This is a genomic window from Pseudoalteromonas thalassia, from assembly GCF_049257215.1.
Taxonomy (GTDB): domain Bacteria; phylum Pseudomonadota; class Gammaproteobacteria; order Enterobacterales; family Alteromonadaceae; genus Pseudoalteromonas; species Pseudoalteromonas lipolytica_C.
The window spans coordinates 262,780-278,942 of sequence record NZ_JBMMUE010000001.1 but is presented as its reverse complement, the minus strand read 5'-3'; the positions used below and the strand labels follow the sequence as shown (position 1 = coordinate 278,942).

Annotated in this window: 15 protein-coding genes; 8 read left to right on the top strand and 7 right to left on the bottom strand. The window is 40.3% G+C overall.

The genetic code is table 11. The features are described 5' to 3' along the window. Positions 1–102 precede the first annotated feature (102 nt). The 3 genes from AAEU31_RS01360 (at position 103) to AAEU31_RS01350 (ending at position 3,977) form a co-directional block, all read left to right on the top strand. A complete protein-coding gene (locus AAEU31_RS01360) occupies positions 103–2,109 on the top strand; it encodes a fused MFS/spermidine synthase (protein ID WP_421966205.1) in 2,007 nt (668 codons plus the stop codon). A gap of 78 nt (positions 2,110–2,187) precedes the next feature. Then, complete coding sequence (locus AAEU31_RS01355) at positions 2,188–2,835, top strand: DUF6795 domain-containing protein (protein WP_421966204.1); 648 nt, start codon at positions 2,188–2,190, stop codon at positions 2,833–2,835. Next, a complete protein-coding gene (locus tag AAEU31_RS01350) occupies positions 2,832–3,977 on the top strand; it encodes a lipase family protein (protein WP_421966203.1) in 1,146 nt (381 codons plus the stop codon). The genes AAEU31_RS01355 and AAEU31_RS01350 overlap by 4 nt, the downstream gene beginning before the upstream one ends. Before the next feature lie 82 nt (positions 3,978–4,059). Here AAEU31_RS01350 and aroC read toward each other — a convergent pair whose 3' ends face one another. Together aroC and prmB are read right to left on the bottom strand one after the other, a co-directional pair. Next, positions 4,060–5,160: a chorismate synthase gene (gene aroC / locus AAEU31_RS01345; protein ID WP_421966202.1), complete on the bottom strand. Its 1,101-nt coding sequence runs from the start codon at positions 5,158–5,160 to the stop codon at positions 4,060–4,062. A 65-nt stretch (positions 5,161–5,225) separates the two neighbouring features. Beyond that, positions 5,226–6,161: a 50S ribosomal protein L3 N(5)-glutamine methyltransferase gene (prmB, locus tag AAEU31_RS01340; RefSeq protein ID WP_135923936.1), complete on the bottom strand. Its 936-nt coding sequence runs from the start codon at positions 6,159–6,161 to the stop codon at positions 5,226–5,228. 101 nt (positions 6,162–6,262) lie between these two features. On the opposite strand from prmB, the gene smrB reads away from it, so the two are divergent. Further along, positions 6,263–6,820: an endonuclease SmrB gene (gene smrB, locus AAEU31_RS01335; RefSeq protein ID WP_135923935.1), complete on the top strand. Its 558-nt coding sequence runs from the start codon at positions 6,263–6,265 to the stop codon at positions 6,818–6,820. 24 nt (positions 6,821–6,844) lie between these two features. Beyond that, positions 6,845–7,765 carry an AEC family transporter gene (locus AAEU31_RS01330; protein ID WP_295512678.1) on the top strand — a complete coding sequence of 307 codons (921 nt, stop codon included), beginning with the start codon at positions 6,845–6,847 and terminating at the stop codon, positions 7,763–7,765. A 3-nt stretch (positions 7,766–7,768) separates the two neighbouring features. Here the strand turns inward: AAEU31_RS01330 and AAEU31_RS01325 are convergent, their stop codons facing one another. Genes AAEU31_RS01325 through sixA form a run of 4 tightly spaced genes read right to left on the bottom strand, consistent with a single transcriptional unit; the run spans position 7,769 to position 9,836 of the window. Continuing rightward, positions 7,769–8,503 (bottom strand): SDR family oxidoreductase, encoded by a 735-nt coding sequence (locus AAEU31_RS01325; RefSeq protein WP_421966201.1) that lies wholly within the window; start codon positions 8,501–8,503, stop codon positions 7,769–7,771. Continuing rightward, complete coding sequence (locus AAEU31_RS01320) at positions 8,500–8,976, bottom strand: ASCH domain-containing protein (protein ID WP_421966200.1); 477 nt, start codon at positions 8,974–8,976, stop codon at positions 8,500–8,502. Before AAEU31_RS01320 ends, AAEU31_RS01325 begins: the two co-directional genes overlap by 4 nt. Continuing rightward, the gene (locus AAEU31_RS01315; protein ID WP_421966199.1) at positions 8,960–9,310 is read right to left on the bottom strand and encodes a RidA family protein; all 351 of its coding nucleotides are present in this window, start codon (positions 9,308–9,310) and stop codon (positions 8,960–8,962) included. Before AAEU31_RS01315 ends, AAEU31_RS01320 begins: the two co-directional genes overlap by 17 nt. A 49-nt stretch (positions 9,311–9,359) precedes the next feature. Continuing rightward, positions 9,360–9,836 carry a phosphohistidine phosphatase SixA gene (gene sixA, locus AAEU31_RS01310; RefSeq protein WP_138557457.1) on the bottom strand — a complete coding sequence of 159 codons (477 nt, stop codon included), beginning with the start codon at positions 9,834–9,836 and terminating at the stop codon, positions 9,360–9,362. 196 nt (positions 9,837–10,032) lie between these two features. Between sixA and AAEU31_RS01305 the strand changes: the two genes are divergently transcribed. Both AAEU31_RS01305 and AAEU31_RS01300 read left to right on the top strand, forming a co-directional pair. After that, positions 10,033–12,753, top strand: a complete 2,721-nt coding sequence (locus AAEU31_RS01305; protein WP_199527867.1) for an insulinase family protein — start codon at positions 10,033–10,035, stop codon at positions 12,751–12,753. A 176-nt stretch (positions 12,754–12,929) separates the two neighbouring features. Beyond that, positions 12,930–15,044, top strand: a complete 2,115-nt coding sequence (locus tag AAEU31_RS01300; protein ID WP_421966305.1) for a sensor domain-containing protein — start codon at positions 12,930–12,932, stop codon at positions 15,042–15,044. Here AAEU31_RS01300 and AAEU31_RS01295 read toward each other — a convergent pair. Then, a complete protein-coding gene (locus AAEU31_RS01295) occupies positions 15,041–15,235 on the bottom strand; it encodes a hypothetical protein (protein ID WP_135923927.1) in 195 nt (64 codons plus the stop codon). The genes AAEU31_RS01300 and AAEU31_RS01295 overlap by 4 nt on opposite strands. A 374-nt stretch (positions 15,236–15,609) precedes the next feature. Between AAEU31_RS01295 and AAEU31_RS01290 the strand changes: the two genes are divergently transcribed. Continuing rightward, entirely contained in the window at positions 15,610–16,086 is a 477-nt protein-coding gene (locus AAEU31_RS01290) for a DUF4234 domain-containing protein (RefSeq protein ID WP_135923926.1), read from the top strand. Positions 16,087–16,163 lie beyond the last annotated feature (77 nt).

Genomic DNA, 16,163 nt, shown 5'->3' with positions numbered 1-16,163 from the left:
AAAGATTAAGGTTTTCTTAAGAGAAACTCAAGCGTTACTCCATTGTCACTTTGCTCTGGCTATTGGATTGTTTTTGCTATCTCAAAATAGGTAATAAAAACAATGTATAAATATTTATCAACGCTCACTATTTTCATCAGTGCTTTTTTAATTTTTCAAATTCAGCCGATGCTTTCAAAGCAACTTCTACCGCAATTTGGTGGTGGTGCTTCTATCTGGTCAGCAAGTTTAGTGTTTTATCAAGTCATGTTACTTATTGGCTATTTCTATGCGCATGGTATGGGTCGCTTTCATATTAAGTTGCAGGTAGTCACCCATATAGTTTTAGTCAGCTTTGCCACACTCATTGTTGTGACAGAATTTGCAGCCCCAAATCTCACAAATTGGCCGCCTACGCTTGCGGTGTTTGTTAATTTATTTATAGAAATTGGTCCAATATTTATTCTACTGAGCGCTACCAGCGTTATTTTACAAAGATGGTATGTGCAAACTGCTTCAGCACAGGTGCCTTACCATTGGTATTCCATCTCAAACTTGGGTTCTTTAATGGCGTTAATGAGCTACCCACTCGTTTATGAATTACTATTTTCTTTAGAGCAGCAAACTACTTACTGGCTATTTGGACTCATCAGCTACTGCTTGTTATTAGCACTTCTTGTAATATTTTTACTAAAGAAAGCACCCGATTTATCAAGAGCATCTATTCAGACTAGGCATATCACGCTATTAAAAGGTAAAGGTCAATGGCTGTTATTAAGTGCCTTAAGCTCGGCCATGTTGGTATCTACCACGCATATGATCAGCACTAATATTCCACCCATGCCATTACTTTGGTCGTTACCTCTTGTAATTTACTTGCTCACCTTTAGTTACACGTTTGCCAACAAAGTAAATTATCAGCGTCATGTGTGGGCATATGCGTTTATATTTTCGGCTTTTGCAGGCCTGCTGATGTTTTATTTTGGCAGCTTATTCAATGCCCTAGCCCAGCTTATAATTTACAGCTTTATTCTATTAACCGCCGGTATGGTCTGTCATGGTGAGCTGAGAAACAAAGCCCCTGAAAACGAGCAATTTACCGTTTTTTATTTTTATATCGCCCTTGGCGGTGTGTTAGGTTCGCTTTTCAGTACGCTCGTTGCCCCATTGCTATTTGTCCAGATTGACGAGTATTTACTTACATTAGCGGTTATCTTTAGTTTTGTGTGTTACTACCAAACAAAAGCTAAAACAAAGACAAACCAGCTCAAATTCACTCTCATGACCAGCTCAGTTACTTGGTTAGCATGCTATTGTTTTTTAGCGGTAAACTTTAACCAATATAACATTGCCACTAGCCGCAATTTTTATGGCTATTTAGCGGTAAAAGATATAAACACTCAATCAATAAAAGAAAGGCGCTTAATTGACGGCACCACGATTCATGGCTCAGAGCCACTAAATCCAAACCAACAGTTTGAGCAAAGTTATTACCACCAGCATACTGGTGTCGCTAAATCACTTGCCATACTAAAGCAAAACAGCGCACTAAACATTGGCGTGATTGGTTTGGGTGCAGGCGTTTTAGCTCGGTTTGCAGACCAACAGGATAGTATTCACTTTTTTGAGTTAAACCCTGCTGTGTACGAGATGGCAAAGCGTTATTTCTCATATTTAGAAAACAGTGAAGCCAAGCTCACAGTCAGCTTAGGGGATGGTCGTATTGCGCTAAAAAATAATGCGAACGAAGTATTTGATGTCTTAATTATTGATGCATTTACCAGTGATGTAATTCCTGCACATTTGCTAACCCAAGAAGCAATGTCACTTTATTGGCAAAGGCTCAATGAAAATGGCGTATTGATTGTGCATATCTCAAATAATCATATCGACTTACTGCCTGTATTACAGGCACATAGCCAATATTTTAATAAGGCAATGTTAAAGTTTAGCTATCAAGGCCATAGCCCATCAGACATAGGCTCAGACTGGGTGGTGCTAACTGATAATCAGGCTTTTTTAAATCGTGTATCTATCAGTGATTTGTCGCCTATTAAACGCTACCCACATAGCGAGCTGGCAATGTGGACTGATAGCAAACACAGCCTACTCCCTTTATTAAAATTCTAACAGGCATAAAAAAGGAATAATCAACTTTACATCTGTTTTTCAATCTATTAGTGTTCCCTAAATACGCACGGATTGCTTATGAAAAAATCAATTACAAATAAAATTACCCACATTATTCTAGCCTTCTCTGCGTGTGTAATTATTTTCACAGCTATAGGTCAAGGAGACGATATGTTTAGCTGGTTCAGAAAGAAAAAAGAAGTATTTTTAAGCCCAGAAGTCAATGGTATTGTGACTGAGAATGGTCAACCCATTGCTAACTTAGAGATAATTCGCGCACTGACTTATATAGATGGTGTAGAGCGCCGTGATACAGTCACAACAGGTAAAGATGGTCACTTTCACTTTCCAAAGAAAACAATATTTTCCTCTATTCCGAATAAATTAATTTCGGAAGACAGAGTACACCAGAAAATTGTTATAGAAAAAGATGATCAGTCAATCATTGGTTTATGGGGGACGACTCAGCCTGGCATATACGAAATTCCAGAATACACAGAAAAACTAAAGTTTTTAAATTGTGAACTAACTAACCCATTAGTGAGATTTGAGTTTAAAAATAATACTAATGAACACCTCAATAGAATTGCGACAAGTATTTGCAGATGGGAAGTGGATTATATCCCAACGTATATAATTGAAAATGGAGAAGCAAAATATAAGATTCATGATGGAAACTTTAAGATTTTAACTGATCGTTTTACAGGGAAGAGAGTAGAATTATGAGACAAACGTTACCCCCAAGTATTGCTGCGAATGTAGCGACTAGAGTCTACGATATAAAAAACAGCTATAATTTTTCGGAAGATTTTAGTGTCGGCTTTGTAGACAATTTCAAGATCACCAGCAACCAAATTAAAGGTATTAGTGGTGGCTTAATAAACCAACTTCTAAACCGCACAACAGGGTTTGCTTTAACAGCTGAAGGAATATCTCCCCGGTTTAAAGGCCATCATATTATAGGTATCCGCGGAACTGTTTTTACCTCCTGTTCTGATTGGCTAACCAATTTAAATGTAGCCATTACTCACGGACCTAAAAACTTAGAGGTGCACTCTGGTTTCGAAAAAGCATTTACCAGTATGAAACCCATGTTTGAGGCTTATGTAAAAAGTCATAAACCTAAGTGCTTGCACCTTGTTGGGCATAGCCTTGGTGGTGCCATCGCACAACTCACGGCAATTTGGGCAAGCGAAAAAGGCATTCCTGTAAATTTATATACCTTTGGTGCGCCGCGAGTTGTATTAAACCACTCAGTACATTCTGCCGCTCACAATATTGGCCAGTATCGCGTTACACATGGCGCAGACCCCGTCCCATGCGTGCCTGCTTGGCCGTTTAGCCATACATCTAGCGAATATCAAACGGCAATGAATGAAGGGGCATTTTTTAACCTTAATGCGCATTCCATGGAAAAAAGTGAGCCCGGTTACGCTAATACTGTTGCCGCCTATCAAGACTACGCCAGCATGGAAAGCTCAATTAAGCCCCTTCACTACAACCATACTGTATTAAAGTATGATCAGCGCTTTAATGTTAGATTCTCGCTTAACTGGCAGCGAGTAATTACCAATGGCTTAATTACTTTTTTAAAGAAAACAGGACAATACGCCTTCATCTCTGCACAGGCAGGTTTAACTGTCGGGTTAACTTTTTATGATATTTTAGCCCGCTGCCTATATGAATCAGTGGTTAAATTTGTTGAGCTTACAGAAGAGTTAAAAGGGTTAATTGGCCATATGCTCGCGTTTGTTGGTAAAGCATCATATGAAGTCAAAGAGCTTACCGCTCAATTTATTCGTTGGGTATTAGGTTTAATGATCAAAAAGCTATACATGGTAGCAAAGCAGGCAATTGATCGTATTTAAGTTTCTTTATTGACCTTCTGCAATCAAAAACGCGGCAATATTAGAGCCGCGTTTTAAGTTTATAGTTCTTTGCTAAATCAAGTTAATCAATCGAACCTTTGATTGGTCCATGTTCGTGGCTTACATGTGGGTTTTGACCACGTTGACGCAATAAGTGATCCATTAAGGTAATCGCCATCATCGCCTCAGCAATAGGAATTGCACGAATACCTACACATGGGTCATGACGTCCTTTGGTGATCATCTCTACCGCTTCGTTGCTGGTGTTAATGCTGTTGCCCGGTATGGTAATGCTTGAGGTTGGCTTAAGTGCGATAGAGGCAATGATATCTTGCCCTGTCGAGATACCTGCAAGTACACCACCCGCGTGGTTTGATGTAAAACCATCAGGAGTCAATTCATCACGGTGTTCAGAGCCTTTTTGCTCAACCACATCAAAGCCATCACCAATTTCAACGCCTTTTACTGCATTAATGCTCATTAACGAGTGTGCAAGCTCTGCATCTAGGCGATCAAATACTGGCTCACCTAAGCCTACAGGCACATTTTTAGCAACCACTTTAACTTTAGCGCCTACTGAATCACCTTGTTTTTTTAGGTCGCGCATGTACTCATCAAGCGCTTCTAGCTTGCTGGTGTCTGGAAAGAAAAATGCATTATTTTCTACTTCATCCCAGTTGTAGTCTTCTGCTTTGATTGGCCCTAGTTGGCTCAAACATGCTCGAATTTCAATACCATGAAACTGTTTTAAGTATTTTTTAGCAATTGCACCTGCCGCTACACGAATAGCCGTTTCACGGGCAGAAGAGCGACCACCACCTCGGTAATCACGGATACCGTATTTATGCCAATAGGTATAATCGCCATGACCTGGACGAAACACCTCAGCGATTTTGCCGTAGTCTTTTGAACGTTGATCGGTGTTTTCAATCAGTAAACCAATGCTAGTACCTGTGGTTTTACCTTCGAATACACCTGAAAGAATTTTTACTTCGTCACTTTCGCGGCGCTGCGTTGTATAACGACTTTGTCCCGGTTTACGACGGTCTAAATCAATTTGTAAGTCGGCCTCGCAAATTTCAAGGCCTGCTGGTGTACCATCAACAACGCCGCCTAATGCAACGCCGTGGCTCTCACCAAAGGTGGACACTTTAAATAGTTGTCCAATGCTATTACCTGCCATTAACTTTCCTCATTCCTAATGACTACTGAGACCGAGCCCTCAGGCTCGGCTTTTAAAATCTGCTATTAGTCAGCAAAATACTTAACTAGTTGCTCTTTGCTGATCACAAACACACCTAATCCACCTTGCTCGAACTCAACCCACTCAAACGGTGCATTTGGATATAACGCTTCCATATGTACCATAGAGTTGCCGACTTCGACAAATAACAAACCGTTATCAGTTAGATGTTCAGCGGCTTCAGCTAAAATTGTACGCGTTACGTCTAGGCCGTCATGACCCGATGCTAAACCAAGTTCTGGTTCATGGTGGAATTCACGCGGTAAATCAGCCATATCTTCAGCATCAACATAAGGTGGATTTGCTACGATCAGATCATATTTTTGACCCGGAACGCCACTAAACACGTCTGATTGAATTGGTAGTACGCGGTCATTGAGCATGTAATCGCTAATATTAATATCAGCAACTTCGAGCGCTTCATAAGAAATATCAACCGCATCAACTTGAGCATCTTCAAATGCTTGTGCAAGTGCAATGGCGATACACGCAGAGCCGGTACATAAATCAAGAATGCGCGTTACTGAGCTTGGCTCTTCTAACCAAGGTGCAAAGCGGTTGTTAATTAGCTCTGCAAATGGCGAGCGTGGAATTAACACGCGCTCATCAACATAAAACGGCATACCTGCAAACCATGCTATGTTGGTCAGGTATGGTACTGGCGTACAATCATTAATACGCTCTGCAATTAGTTCAGCTAAACGGTTTTTCTCGGTGCTGGTTAAACGCGCATGCATTAGCTCTTTTGGCGCGTCGATAGGCAAACTTAATGCGGGTAATAATAAGCTAACTGCTTCATCCCACGCATTATCTGTGCCGTGCCCAAAGAAAATACCACTGCTGGCAAATTGACTGGTTGTCCAACGTAACCAATCGTGCAACGTTGAAAGTTCTGCAATTGCCTCGTCTAAAATTGCATCTTCAATCTGGAAATGGTTCATGTATGTTCCTTAACTTTCAAAGTCTATTCTGACGCGTATTGTACCGTCTTTTCAGTTGGTTTTTACTCGATTTTTAGCGTTTTTTTGTTTAGACTGCCGCCATGAAAAAAGATCCCCACGCCAACAATCACATTAGCCCTGACGATATTGATTTATTTCGTCAGAGTATTAGTGGTGCCAAAGCCTTTAAACAAGACACTATTCGATTCACCAATAAGCCTAAAGTGTCACAAGCGAAGCAATTTTCCCAGCAAAAAAAGCAACATCAGGCAGAATTTTTCTTTTCTGATGAATATGTACCAGACATCGACACTCATGGCACTGTCAGTTATGTCAAACCAGGTCATGATAGCTTTTTGGCAAAGCAACTTCGTCGTGGAGATTACCCGCCTGAGTTAACCCTTGATTTACATGGCTTAAATAAAGAGTTAGCCAAAGATGAGCTGGCTGGATTAATTCATGAGTGTAAAAAACAGCACTACTATTGTGCCTGTATTGTGCATGGTATTGGTGAGCGCATACTCAAACACAAAGTGCCACAATATTTAGTACAACACCCTGATGTAATTGCTATGCATCAAGCACCTCTTGAGTTTGGCGGTAAAGGTGCGGTACTTATTTTAATTAATCTTCCACAAAGTGATGAGTTCAGACGCTAGCGTCTTCTTGTCATAAGGCCTAATGTGCATATTTTTTCGATTATTTTTCCACTGATTTTTATCGTTTTAAGTGGTTACATTAGCTCGCGTAGCAAGTTTTTATCGAAAGAGCACATAGCAGGGTTAAGCAAGTTTACCTTTTACATTAGCGTGCCTGCTTTTCTATTTTTGAATATGGCACAAGCCGATTTAAAAAATAGTGTTTCTGTTGCCGGCTTTTTAAGTTTTTATATTCCAGTATTAGCTATTTATGCCCTTGGCTATGTGATTGACCGGTATTTTATAGCAACGCAATCTGCACCATCGCGTCACGCTGTATTTGCTCTTGGCAGTAGTTACTCAAATACCGTACTGGTAGGTCTGCCTATTATTATTGCTGCTCTTGGGCAGCAAATGGTCGGCATTGTGTTTATGATCATCACTTTTCACAGCGCATTATTGTTTACCCTCACCTTTTTGCTCAGTGCTAAGTCGCAGCAAACATTCTCTTGGCGAGCATTTGCTAAAAACATGCTACTGAACCCAGTCGTGTTGAGTATCAGTAGTGGCCTTGCTGTTAACCTATTTGGTTTTACACTTTTTGATGATTTAGCAAATGGCCTGAGCTTACTTGCTAAACCCGCCATTGCGTGTGCGTTATTCGTGTTAGGGGCAAATTTGGTGTTCTATAAAGTTGCAGACAACTGGCAGGCCTCCGTTATTGCTACCATCATCAAACTTGCCGTTTTACCTTGTGCTGTATACTTTTTTGCTAGCCACGTTTTTAATTTGGAGCAATCTCTGCTGAAAGTACTTGTCCTTTTAAGCGCCTCTCCTTTAGGTGTAAACGCTTATTTAATTGCTAATCAAATTAAACAACATCAGGCGACACTGGCAAGTAGCGTTGTGCTTTCAACGGTGTTAAGTGTAGTGAGCTTTAGTGTTTGGTTAACTATTTTACTTTAGTTTTTATAAACCACCTGAAACATCTATAAAACTGCCTGTTGTAAATGATGCTTGCTCACTTGCCAAAAAGTAAATCGCTGAAGCGACCTCATCAGCTTCTCCACCACGCCCCAGCGGCAATTTAGATTTTAAACGATCGACGCGGTTTGCTTCACCACCATCACGATGCATATCGGTATAAATAAGACCAGGCCTTACCGCATTAACTCGAATGCCTTTACTCGCTACTTCTTTTGCAAGACCAATAGTGAAGGTATCAAGTGCTCCTTTGGATGCGGCATAGTCTAAATATTCATTTGGCGAGCCGGTTCGCGACGCACCCGATGACACATTCACAATACTACCTTTATCCATGCGCTTAATTGCTTCTCGCGCACACAAAAATGCCCCTGTGACATTGCAACTTAAAATAGTGTTAATACGCTTAGCATCCATCTCTAATAACGGCATTTGCGGCATCATTATCGCCGCGTTATTCACTAACACGTCTAAGCGCGCAACCAGCCCATCGAGTTTGGCGAACATGGCGATTACTTGCTGCTCATCTGCGATATCAGCTTGTAATAAGTACGAATTCACACCGAGGGATTTTAGCTGTTGGGCTACCTGCTCTGCACTTGCTTGATCTGACTTATAATTAATACACACATCATAGCCATGTTTAGCAAACAGCTTTGCTGTCGCGGCACCAATACCTCGTCCGCCGCCAGTGATAAGAACCACAGGATTTGAACTCATGCTGACTCCTTAAAAATTAACTTAAACTGTTCACACACTAAAGGCATATCGGGGTGACATTGATAGCCTGTGCCAGCTAATTCTCGCTGATAATAGTCCCAATGTACGCGTTGCCAATATTCAAGGCTTTTGTCGCCCTCGCCTTCTAGCGCGGCATAATCTGCGCTTATTTGATTAAATGCGGTAATGGTTACAGAGACAGTTTCAATAATACCTAGCGGCTGTCCTAGCCAATTAGTAAAAATGGCCAAATCACCCACTTCAGGAAGGGCTTCATTGTTGGCTTTAAACCAATAAAGTGAAGGGGTTGTTGCTTGTTTTACGCCATTTAAAACCAGCAATGCGCAGTCATTGGCATCTTGCTCACTATCACAAAAATGCCAACTTGGTAATTGAACAACTGCGCGCCCAGATTGCTCATTAAAGCGAGCAATCAACTGCGCAATTCGCTGCTCGTTACTTAACAGCTGCAACAACAGAAATCTCTACAAGCAGAGCATCGCGCGCCATTTTTGCCTCAACACAAGCGCGAGCAGGTGCATGATCCTGTGGTACCCATGCATCCCAAACAGCGTTCATCTCGGCAAAATATTCCATGCTTTTCAGATAAATAGTGGCACTTAACATATGCTCTTTGCTACTACCAGCCTCAATGAGTAAGGCTTCAACTTTATCAAGCATAGTTTGAGTTTGTTCAGTGATATCTTTTTCAGCATCAGCACACACTTGGCCACACAAGTAAACAGTGCCGTTATGCTTAACAATGCGGCTCATACGCGCACCCGTTTGTAAGCGTTCAATTGTCATAGTAAGGACTTAAAAAATTAACAGTGGCGCTAATTTAGCAAATCTACTGTTATATTTCGACGTTATTTGGTGAGTGAATACTATGGTAGTAACTGCGCTGATTGTGCTCATCATATTCAATTATGGCGACTGCGCCAGTATTGAAAATAGGCATGTGGCCAGGACTCAACTGATCAACCAAATAGCTGACTATTGGCATGTGCGCTACCACTAACCAAGTATTACACTGAGGATGCATGGCAATGAGGGTTTCTAAATAATCAGCAGCAACTTGTGGCACGCCATCTGGCGTAATATCGCTACAAGTTTCATTAAATTGTAACGAAATATTTTGCGTTGCATCAGTAGCGGTTTGTTGAGCGCGAATGTAAGGACTCACCAACAGAGCATCTGGTTTATAATGTGTTGCTAACCATTGCCCCATTCTACTGGCTTCTTGATGACCATTTTCGGTCAGTTGTCTTGCTGCATCATCTGCTTGCATTGGCGTTGCTTCGCCATGGCGCATGATTAAGATTGTTTTCATAAAAAATCAACCGATTAAAGAATATAAAACAGTAGCCAGTTTGCTTGATTGTTAGCTATATTAGAATATCATCACTAGATACATTAAACATCCGCTTATTGATATTCAGGTAGATTTTCATTGCTGTGCCATTTTTAGCCTTCCTGAAGTTATCATCTGTTGTTAGCGAGTTAACGCATTCTTTCAGGAGCATCTTTTGAATATCAGCCGCAATGATAACAGAACATATCAGCCCCTAACACTGGACAATGGTCTAAAAGTGCTCTTGGTGCAAGACCTTGAGTCAACAAAATCCGCGGCTTCTATGGCGATAAACGCTGGTCACTTTGACGATCCTCTTGATAGACAAGGGCTCGCTCACTTTTTAGAACATATGCTTTTTTTAGGTACTGATCTGTACCCAGAGTCAGGCGGGTTTTCTAATTTTGTTTCACAATCAGGTGGCAGTACCAACGCATGGACAGGCACTGAGCATTCTTGCTTTTTCTTTGATATCAATAACCAACAATTTTCAGAAGCTCTGGCTCAATTTAGTCGCTTTTTTATTGCGCCACTATTAAGCCCTAACGAAACTGCTAAAGAACGAAATGCGATCGATGCTGAGTTTAAATTAAAAATAAAAGACGATGGCCGTCGTATTTACCAAGCCCATAAAGAAACCGTTAATCCTGCTCACCCTTTTGCTAAGTTCTCGGTTGGTAACCAACAAACACTTGCAGATCGTGAAGGTTGTATTAGCGATGAATTACGTGCCTTTTTTGACCGCCACTACCAAGCACAATGGATGACTTTAGTCATTTGCAGTAACGAAGATATTGCCACGATGAGCGACTGGGTAAGCCAATATTTCAGCGCCATTAAAGGGCAGCAAAAAAGTAAGGCGATCATTGAGCAGCCTCTTTATCGCAAACAAGACTTAGGTAAAGTGCTGCATATTGAGCCACACAAGCATATGCAAAAGCTAATTATAAGTTTTGCAATGCCGAACATTGATGACTTTTATCGTCACAAAACGGTGAGCTTTATTGCTCATTTACTCGGCTATGAAGGCAAAGGGTCGCTGTATTCAATTTTGAAAGAGCAAGGTTGGATCAACGCGCTTTCTGCAGGTGGTGGTATCAATGGCAGTAATTTCAAAGACTTTAACATCAGCATGGCGTTGACAGATGAAGGTATTGAATACTATGAAGATATCGTCGAAATGGTGTTTGAATATATCTGCTTAATTAACCAAAACTGCGATAAGTTGCCGCGTCTTTATCAAGATAAAAAGAACCTTTTGCAAATCGCCTTTGATAATCAAGAAAAAGCACGCTTAATTGATTGGGTAAGTAATTTAAGCATTAACATGCAGCATTATGATGAAGCTAACTATGTTCAGGGTGACTACCTTATGGAAGGCTTTAATCAGTGTGCCCATGAAATTGCTATGCAATGGCTTACGCCAGACAATATGCGCTTAGTGTTAATTCACCCAGGTGTCGAACCTGAGCATACGACAGCATGGTACAATACGCCTTATAAAATTGAGGATATTTCTCCTTGCTGGTTAGAAGCACTCGGCGAAATAAACACCCCCCTGCCTAAAATGTGCTTGCCAAGCGCCAATCCTTACCTTAATAAAGAGGTTGAGTTACTCCCCTTAGACGCGCCAACAAAAACACCAGAATTACTTGTAAAACAAGAAGGTTTTGATTTTTGGTTTAAGCAAGATGCAACCTTTCGTGTTGCAAAGGGGCATTTTTATTTAGCAATGGACTCTTCCTTTGCGATAAAAGATGTTAAGCATATGGCACTCACACGTTTGTTTGCCGACCTATTTATGGACAGTGTCGCTGAACAATTTTATCCAGCAGAACTGGCAGGCCTTAGTTATCATTTAACCTCTCACCAAGGCGGTTTGACCTTACATACTGCAGGCCTTTCATCGAGTCAGTTAGAGCTGGTTAATGAGTTACTTGAAGCACTCTTTAATGTTGAGATCTGCGCAAAACGCTTTGCAGAATATAAAAAGCAACTAGTTAGGCATTGGCGAAACAGCAATCAAAACAAACCTGTAGGTGAATTATTTAGTATTCTTGGTGCACAGATAATGCCTTGGAACCCAGAACCAAATGCGCTTGCACAAGCTTTAAAAGATACGAGTTTTCATCAATTTAATTGCTTTAGAGAAGAGTTTTTCAAAGCATTGCATGTAGAGTCTTTTTTGCATGGTAATTGGCAGCGTAGCGATGCATTGAAATTCCAAAAACAAATCGCTGAGCACCTCGCTGGCAGCAATACCATAATTGATTTAACCAGACCTCTATCTACTATTACGGATGTGTCGCAGCAGCGCTTTTGTTTAAATTGTAATGACCATGCGATGGTTCTTTATTACCAAGCTCAAACCGATGCGACTGAAGAAAAAGTAAAAATGATGTTGTTGAACCACCTCATCAATCAAGATTACTTCAACGAATTAAGAACCAAGCAACAGCTAGGTTATTTGGTAGGCGCAGGTTACGCACCTTTCAATACCCGCGCTGGTATCGCTTTTTATGTGCAATCCCCTAAACATAGCGCTGATGAAATTTTAAAACGTCATAAGCAGTTTATTGAAAATTATGTAACACAGATCTCACAAATCAGTGAGCAACAATGGCTTGATACAAAAGCAGGCTTAGTGACTCATATCGCAGAAAAAGACAAAAATTTGCGTCTTCGCTCACAGCGTTTATGGCTAGCCATAGGTAATCGCGACAGTGATTTTAACATGCAGCAGCAACTTTTAACTGCCCTAGAAGCATTAAGTCTGAGCGATATGCAGCAATATGTGTGCGAGATATTCAGCGATGAACGCCCAAGAATAGAACTTTTAAGCGAACCTAAGACTAAAAAGACAGCAAAAACCACCCTTTATTCGCATTCTCTTTGACTCATTCGTCAGCTTGGATTAAATTAACTGGTGCGAATTAGGGTAATGCATTAATGACAAAAATAATAACAATGATTTCTGCTTTTCTAACAATAAGTATAGCGAGCGTTTTTAGCGCCGCTGCAAGCCCCATAGAACTTGAGCAAACAACTTTGCTGTTAATACCAAGTGGGGTGATGTTGTTATTACTGCCGTACCTATTATTTATAATTTTCAAGCTCAAACGCTCTCGCCATCAACTCCGTATCTCAGAACATCGACTAAAAAGTACTGTAGAGGGAAGCGGAGATACATTGTGGGATTGGAATATAAAAACAGGCGAAGTGCTACGTATTAACGACAAATACACCGCGAATACTAATAATACCAGCGCCTTCCCTCCTAATCGTGACCTTATCCATCCCCATGATGTCCACCAAGTAGAAAAAGCACTAAAAAAACATTTTGCAGAACACACTGCTTTTTTCGAAGCAAGTTACCGTATTAAAGATAATTTTGACCGTTGGCACTGGGTATTAGACCGCGGAAAAATTATAGAAAAAGACGCAAACTTACAGCCATTACGCATGACTGGCACCGTGCGGGATATTTCGCAATTAAAGTCCACTGAGGCACGCTTAAACTTATTTGCTAAATGTGTTGAGTCATTAACTGACGCGATTGCTATTTACGATAAAAACTTCAAATTAGTCGATTTAAACCCAAGCTTTTTAACCTTGTTTGGTGGCAGCCGCGAGCAATACCTAAAAAAAGACTTCATGCTTAATGGTTATGACCAAAGTTATGTAGATGAAGTTAAAGCGACTGTTAAAGCCACTGAACATTGGCAACAAGAAGTCAAACTGAGAAACGCCAAGCGACAGCTACTGCCCATTGAAATTTCAATTGATGAAATCAAAAATGAGCACAATCAAATTTGTAATTATGTGGTTGTATTCTCTGATCAAACTGAACGAAAAAAAGCCGAATCGCAACTTCATAATTTATCAAACCGTGACCGCACAACAGGCTTACCTAATCGAAATCTGTTCTTCACGAATTTAAAGAAGCTCGCTAAGCAAGATAACCATCATGCCCTGTTAGTTTTCGATTTAGATAACTTTAAAAAGATCAACGACTCACTTGGTCATCAACTTGGCGATAGCTTGCTGTCTAAGCTTGCGATGCGTTTGAATAAACTTACCCGCGAAAAAGACGTATTTTATCGCCTAGGTGGAGATGAGTTTGCACTGGTCATGTCGGGTACCAACGACATACACACCATTACTCGTATGGCTAAGCTATTTTTAGCGGCGATAGCTACACCATTCAACATGGCAGGCCATGAGCTGGTGATCACATCGAGCGTCGGTATTGTGTTATTTCCTGAAGATGGTAATACCCCAGAGTTATTGCTTAAGAATGCCGATACAGCCATGTATCATGCCAAGAAAAAAGGGAATAGTTACCTATTTTTCAACGACACGATGAACCGCCAAGCCGTCAAAAGGCTACAAATCGAAAACTTGATGCGCTACGGCTTAAAAGAAGATCATTTTGAAGTCTATTATCAGCCGAAAATGAATATTCGCACTGGCAAACTAGATGGTATGGAAGCACTGGTTCGTTTTATTACTCCGAAAAAAGGCATTATAAGCCCGGGCGTATTTATCCCTATTGCAGAAGAAACCGGGCAAATCATCGAAATCGGTGAAGTGGTCTTAAACAAAGCATGTCGTGATGTAAAAAACTGGATTGATCAAGGCTTATTTAACGGCCGAGTTGCTGTTAACTTATCAGCGAAACAATTCAGTTTGCCTGATTTGACCACTCGCATTGATGTAATTTTACAAAAAAATGAGCTGCCATCTTATTTCTTAGAACTTGAAATTACCGAAGGTACGGTAATGGATGACCCTAAAGAAGCGATAACAATTATGCGCTCACTAAGCGCTCGTGGTATTCACCTAGCAATGGATGACTTTGGTACGGGTTACTCATCATTGGCCTATTTAAAGCAATTTCCGCTTAACACCTTAAAAGTTGATAAAGCCTTTATTGATGATATGCAATCAGAGCGTGGTCGCAACATGGTCGACTCGATTGTGACCATTGCCCATAACCTTGATTTACATGTAGTTGCTGAAGGGGTTGAACAAGCTGACCAAGTGACAATGTTAGAACAATTAAAGTGCCAAACAATACAAGGTTATTTCTATTCTAAACCGTTATCACAGCCCGAATTTACAGAATTTTTAAAAAGCCAGCTCGATAAGTCTGCGCCAAGTTTATTAAGAAGCGTAGAAGCCTAAGGTCGCCAGCCACATGATTGGCGGCCGATATGACGAATAAAGGCACGTCGATAATGTACGTTAAACAAACACCACGCAATTGGGCCAAGCATTCCACCGAGAAGCATCCAACGCTTTACTGGCATCCCTTTAGACAACGACTCTAAATACATCACTAAAACAAACATACAGCTTAAAATAACAAATAGCACACAACACCTCATTAAAAATCAGCGGCAGTGTACATAATTCACACAGCTTTTGGAACTTCACACTTTATATAGTCTGCATAACGCGTGTTTATACAACGAACTTTTTATTATTTTTACTAGGTAAAGCAACAATTAATGTGTACTAAATAATTACAATTTACTAATATAGGAACAAACTAATACCAGTTCGCTTAATTAAGTGGTCTATTTTGAGGCAATAAAACCTCGTTGATAGCAAGGCAAAAATTTCGTTATTTAGTTGTTCTAAATCAGAAATTTTTAACGCAGATAGCGACAGGTTTAATCCCTCAAAATGATTAAGTATTATTGCGGATTGGTGTAATCAAGGAACTAACAAAAAATGAGGATCCGTTGTGTCTGAAGAATCAACAAATGTATATGAAGCACCTGAAGCAGAGCTAACTCAAGCAAATACAAGTGGCAATAAACCTATTTTAAACTTTGAGCGCTTCTCCGCTTGGGGCGTATTCTTTTTGAGTCTTATCACATTAGGTATCTACGCCTTATACTGGCTAGTAAGCCGCGCAAACAAAGCAAACGCACTTGCTAAACATCAGGTAAATCAAAACTTAATTTATGGCTATGTTGCTATTTACGTAATCAACTTTGTTTTGGCATTCACCGATATTTCTGAAGTCTTGTCTGCTATTGCTTCTATTATTTCTTTAATTGTTGGTCTGGTATTCATTTTCTCGCTACGTACTTCACTAAAAGAGTTAATTAATGAAGGCAGCAATGAGCCGGTACATTTAAGTGGCATACTCACGTTTTTCTTTTATGCGATTTATTTCCAATACAAAATTAATGAGGCCATTGATAATCAAAAGTAATCGTTTCACAGGTTTCGTTAATTAATAAAAAAGGCATTGAATTCAATGCCTTTTTTATTAAAGCTTGGTATTCGGGT

Excerpts from the sequence above, each read along its gene's own strand:
- prmB (WP_135923936.1), bottom strand. The coding sequence starts at position 6,161 with ATGAACCATTTCCAGATTGAAGATGCAATTTTAGACGAGGCAATTGCA.
- AAEU31_RS01300 (WP_421966305.1), top strand. The coding sequence starts at position 12,930 with ATGTTGTTATTACTGCCGTACCTATTATTTATAATTTTCAAGCTCAAA.
- AAEU31_RS01315 (WP_421966199.1), bottom strand. The coding sequence starts at position 9,310 with ATGACAATTGAACGCTTACAAACGGGTGCGCGTATGAGCCGCATTGTT.
- aroC (WP_421966202.1), bottom strand. The coding sequence starts at position 5,160 with ATGGCAGGTAATAGCATTGGACAACTATTTAAAGTGTCCACCTTTGGT.
- smrB (WP_135923935.1), top strand. The coding sequence starts at position 6,263 with ATGAAAAAAGATCCCCACGCCAACAATCACATTAGCCCTGACGATATT.
- sixA (WP_138557457.1), bottom strand. The coding sequence starts at position 9,836 with ATGAAAACAATCTTAATCATGCGCCATGGCGAAGCAACGCCAATGCAA.
- AAEU31_RS01350 (WP_421966203.1), top strand. The coding sequence starts at position 2,832 with ATGAGACAAACGTTACCCCCAAGTATTGCTGCGAATGTAGCGACTAGA.
- AAEU31_RS01325 (WP_421966201.1), bottom strand. The coding sequence starts at position 8,503 with ATGAGTTCAAATCCTGTGGTTCTTATCACTGGCGGCGGACGAGGTATT.
- AAEU31_RS01355 (WP_421966204.1), top strand. The coding sequence starts at position 2,188 with ATGAAAAAATCAATTACAAATAAAATTACCCACATTATTCTAGCCTTC.
- AAEU31_RS01360 (WP_421966205.1), top strand. The coding sequence starts at position 103 with ATGTATAAATATTTATCAACGCTCACTATTTTCATCAGTGCTTTTTTA.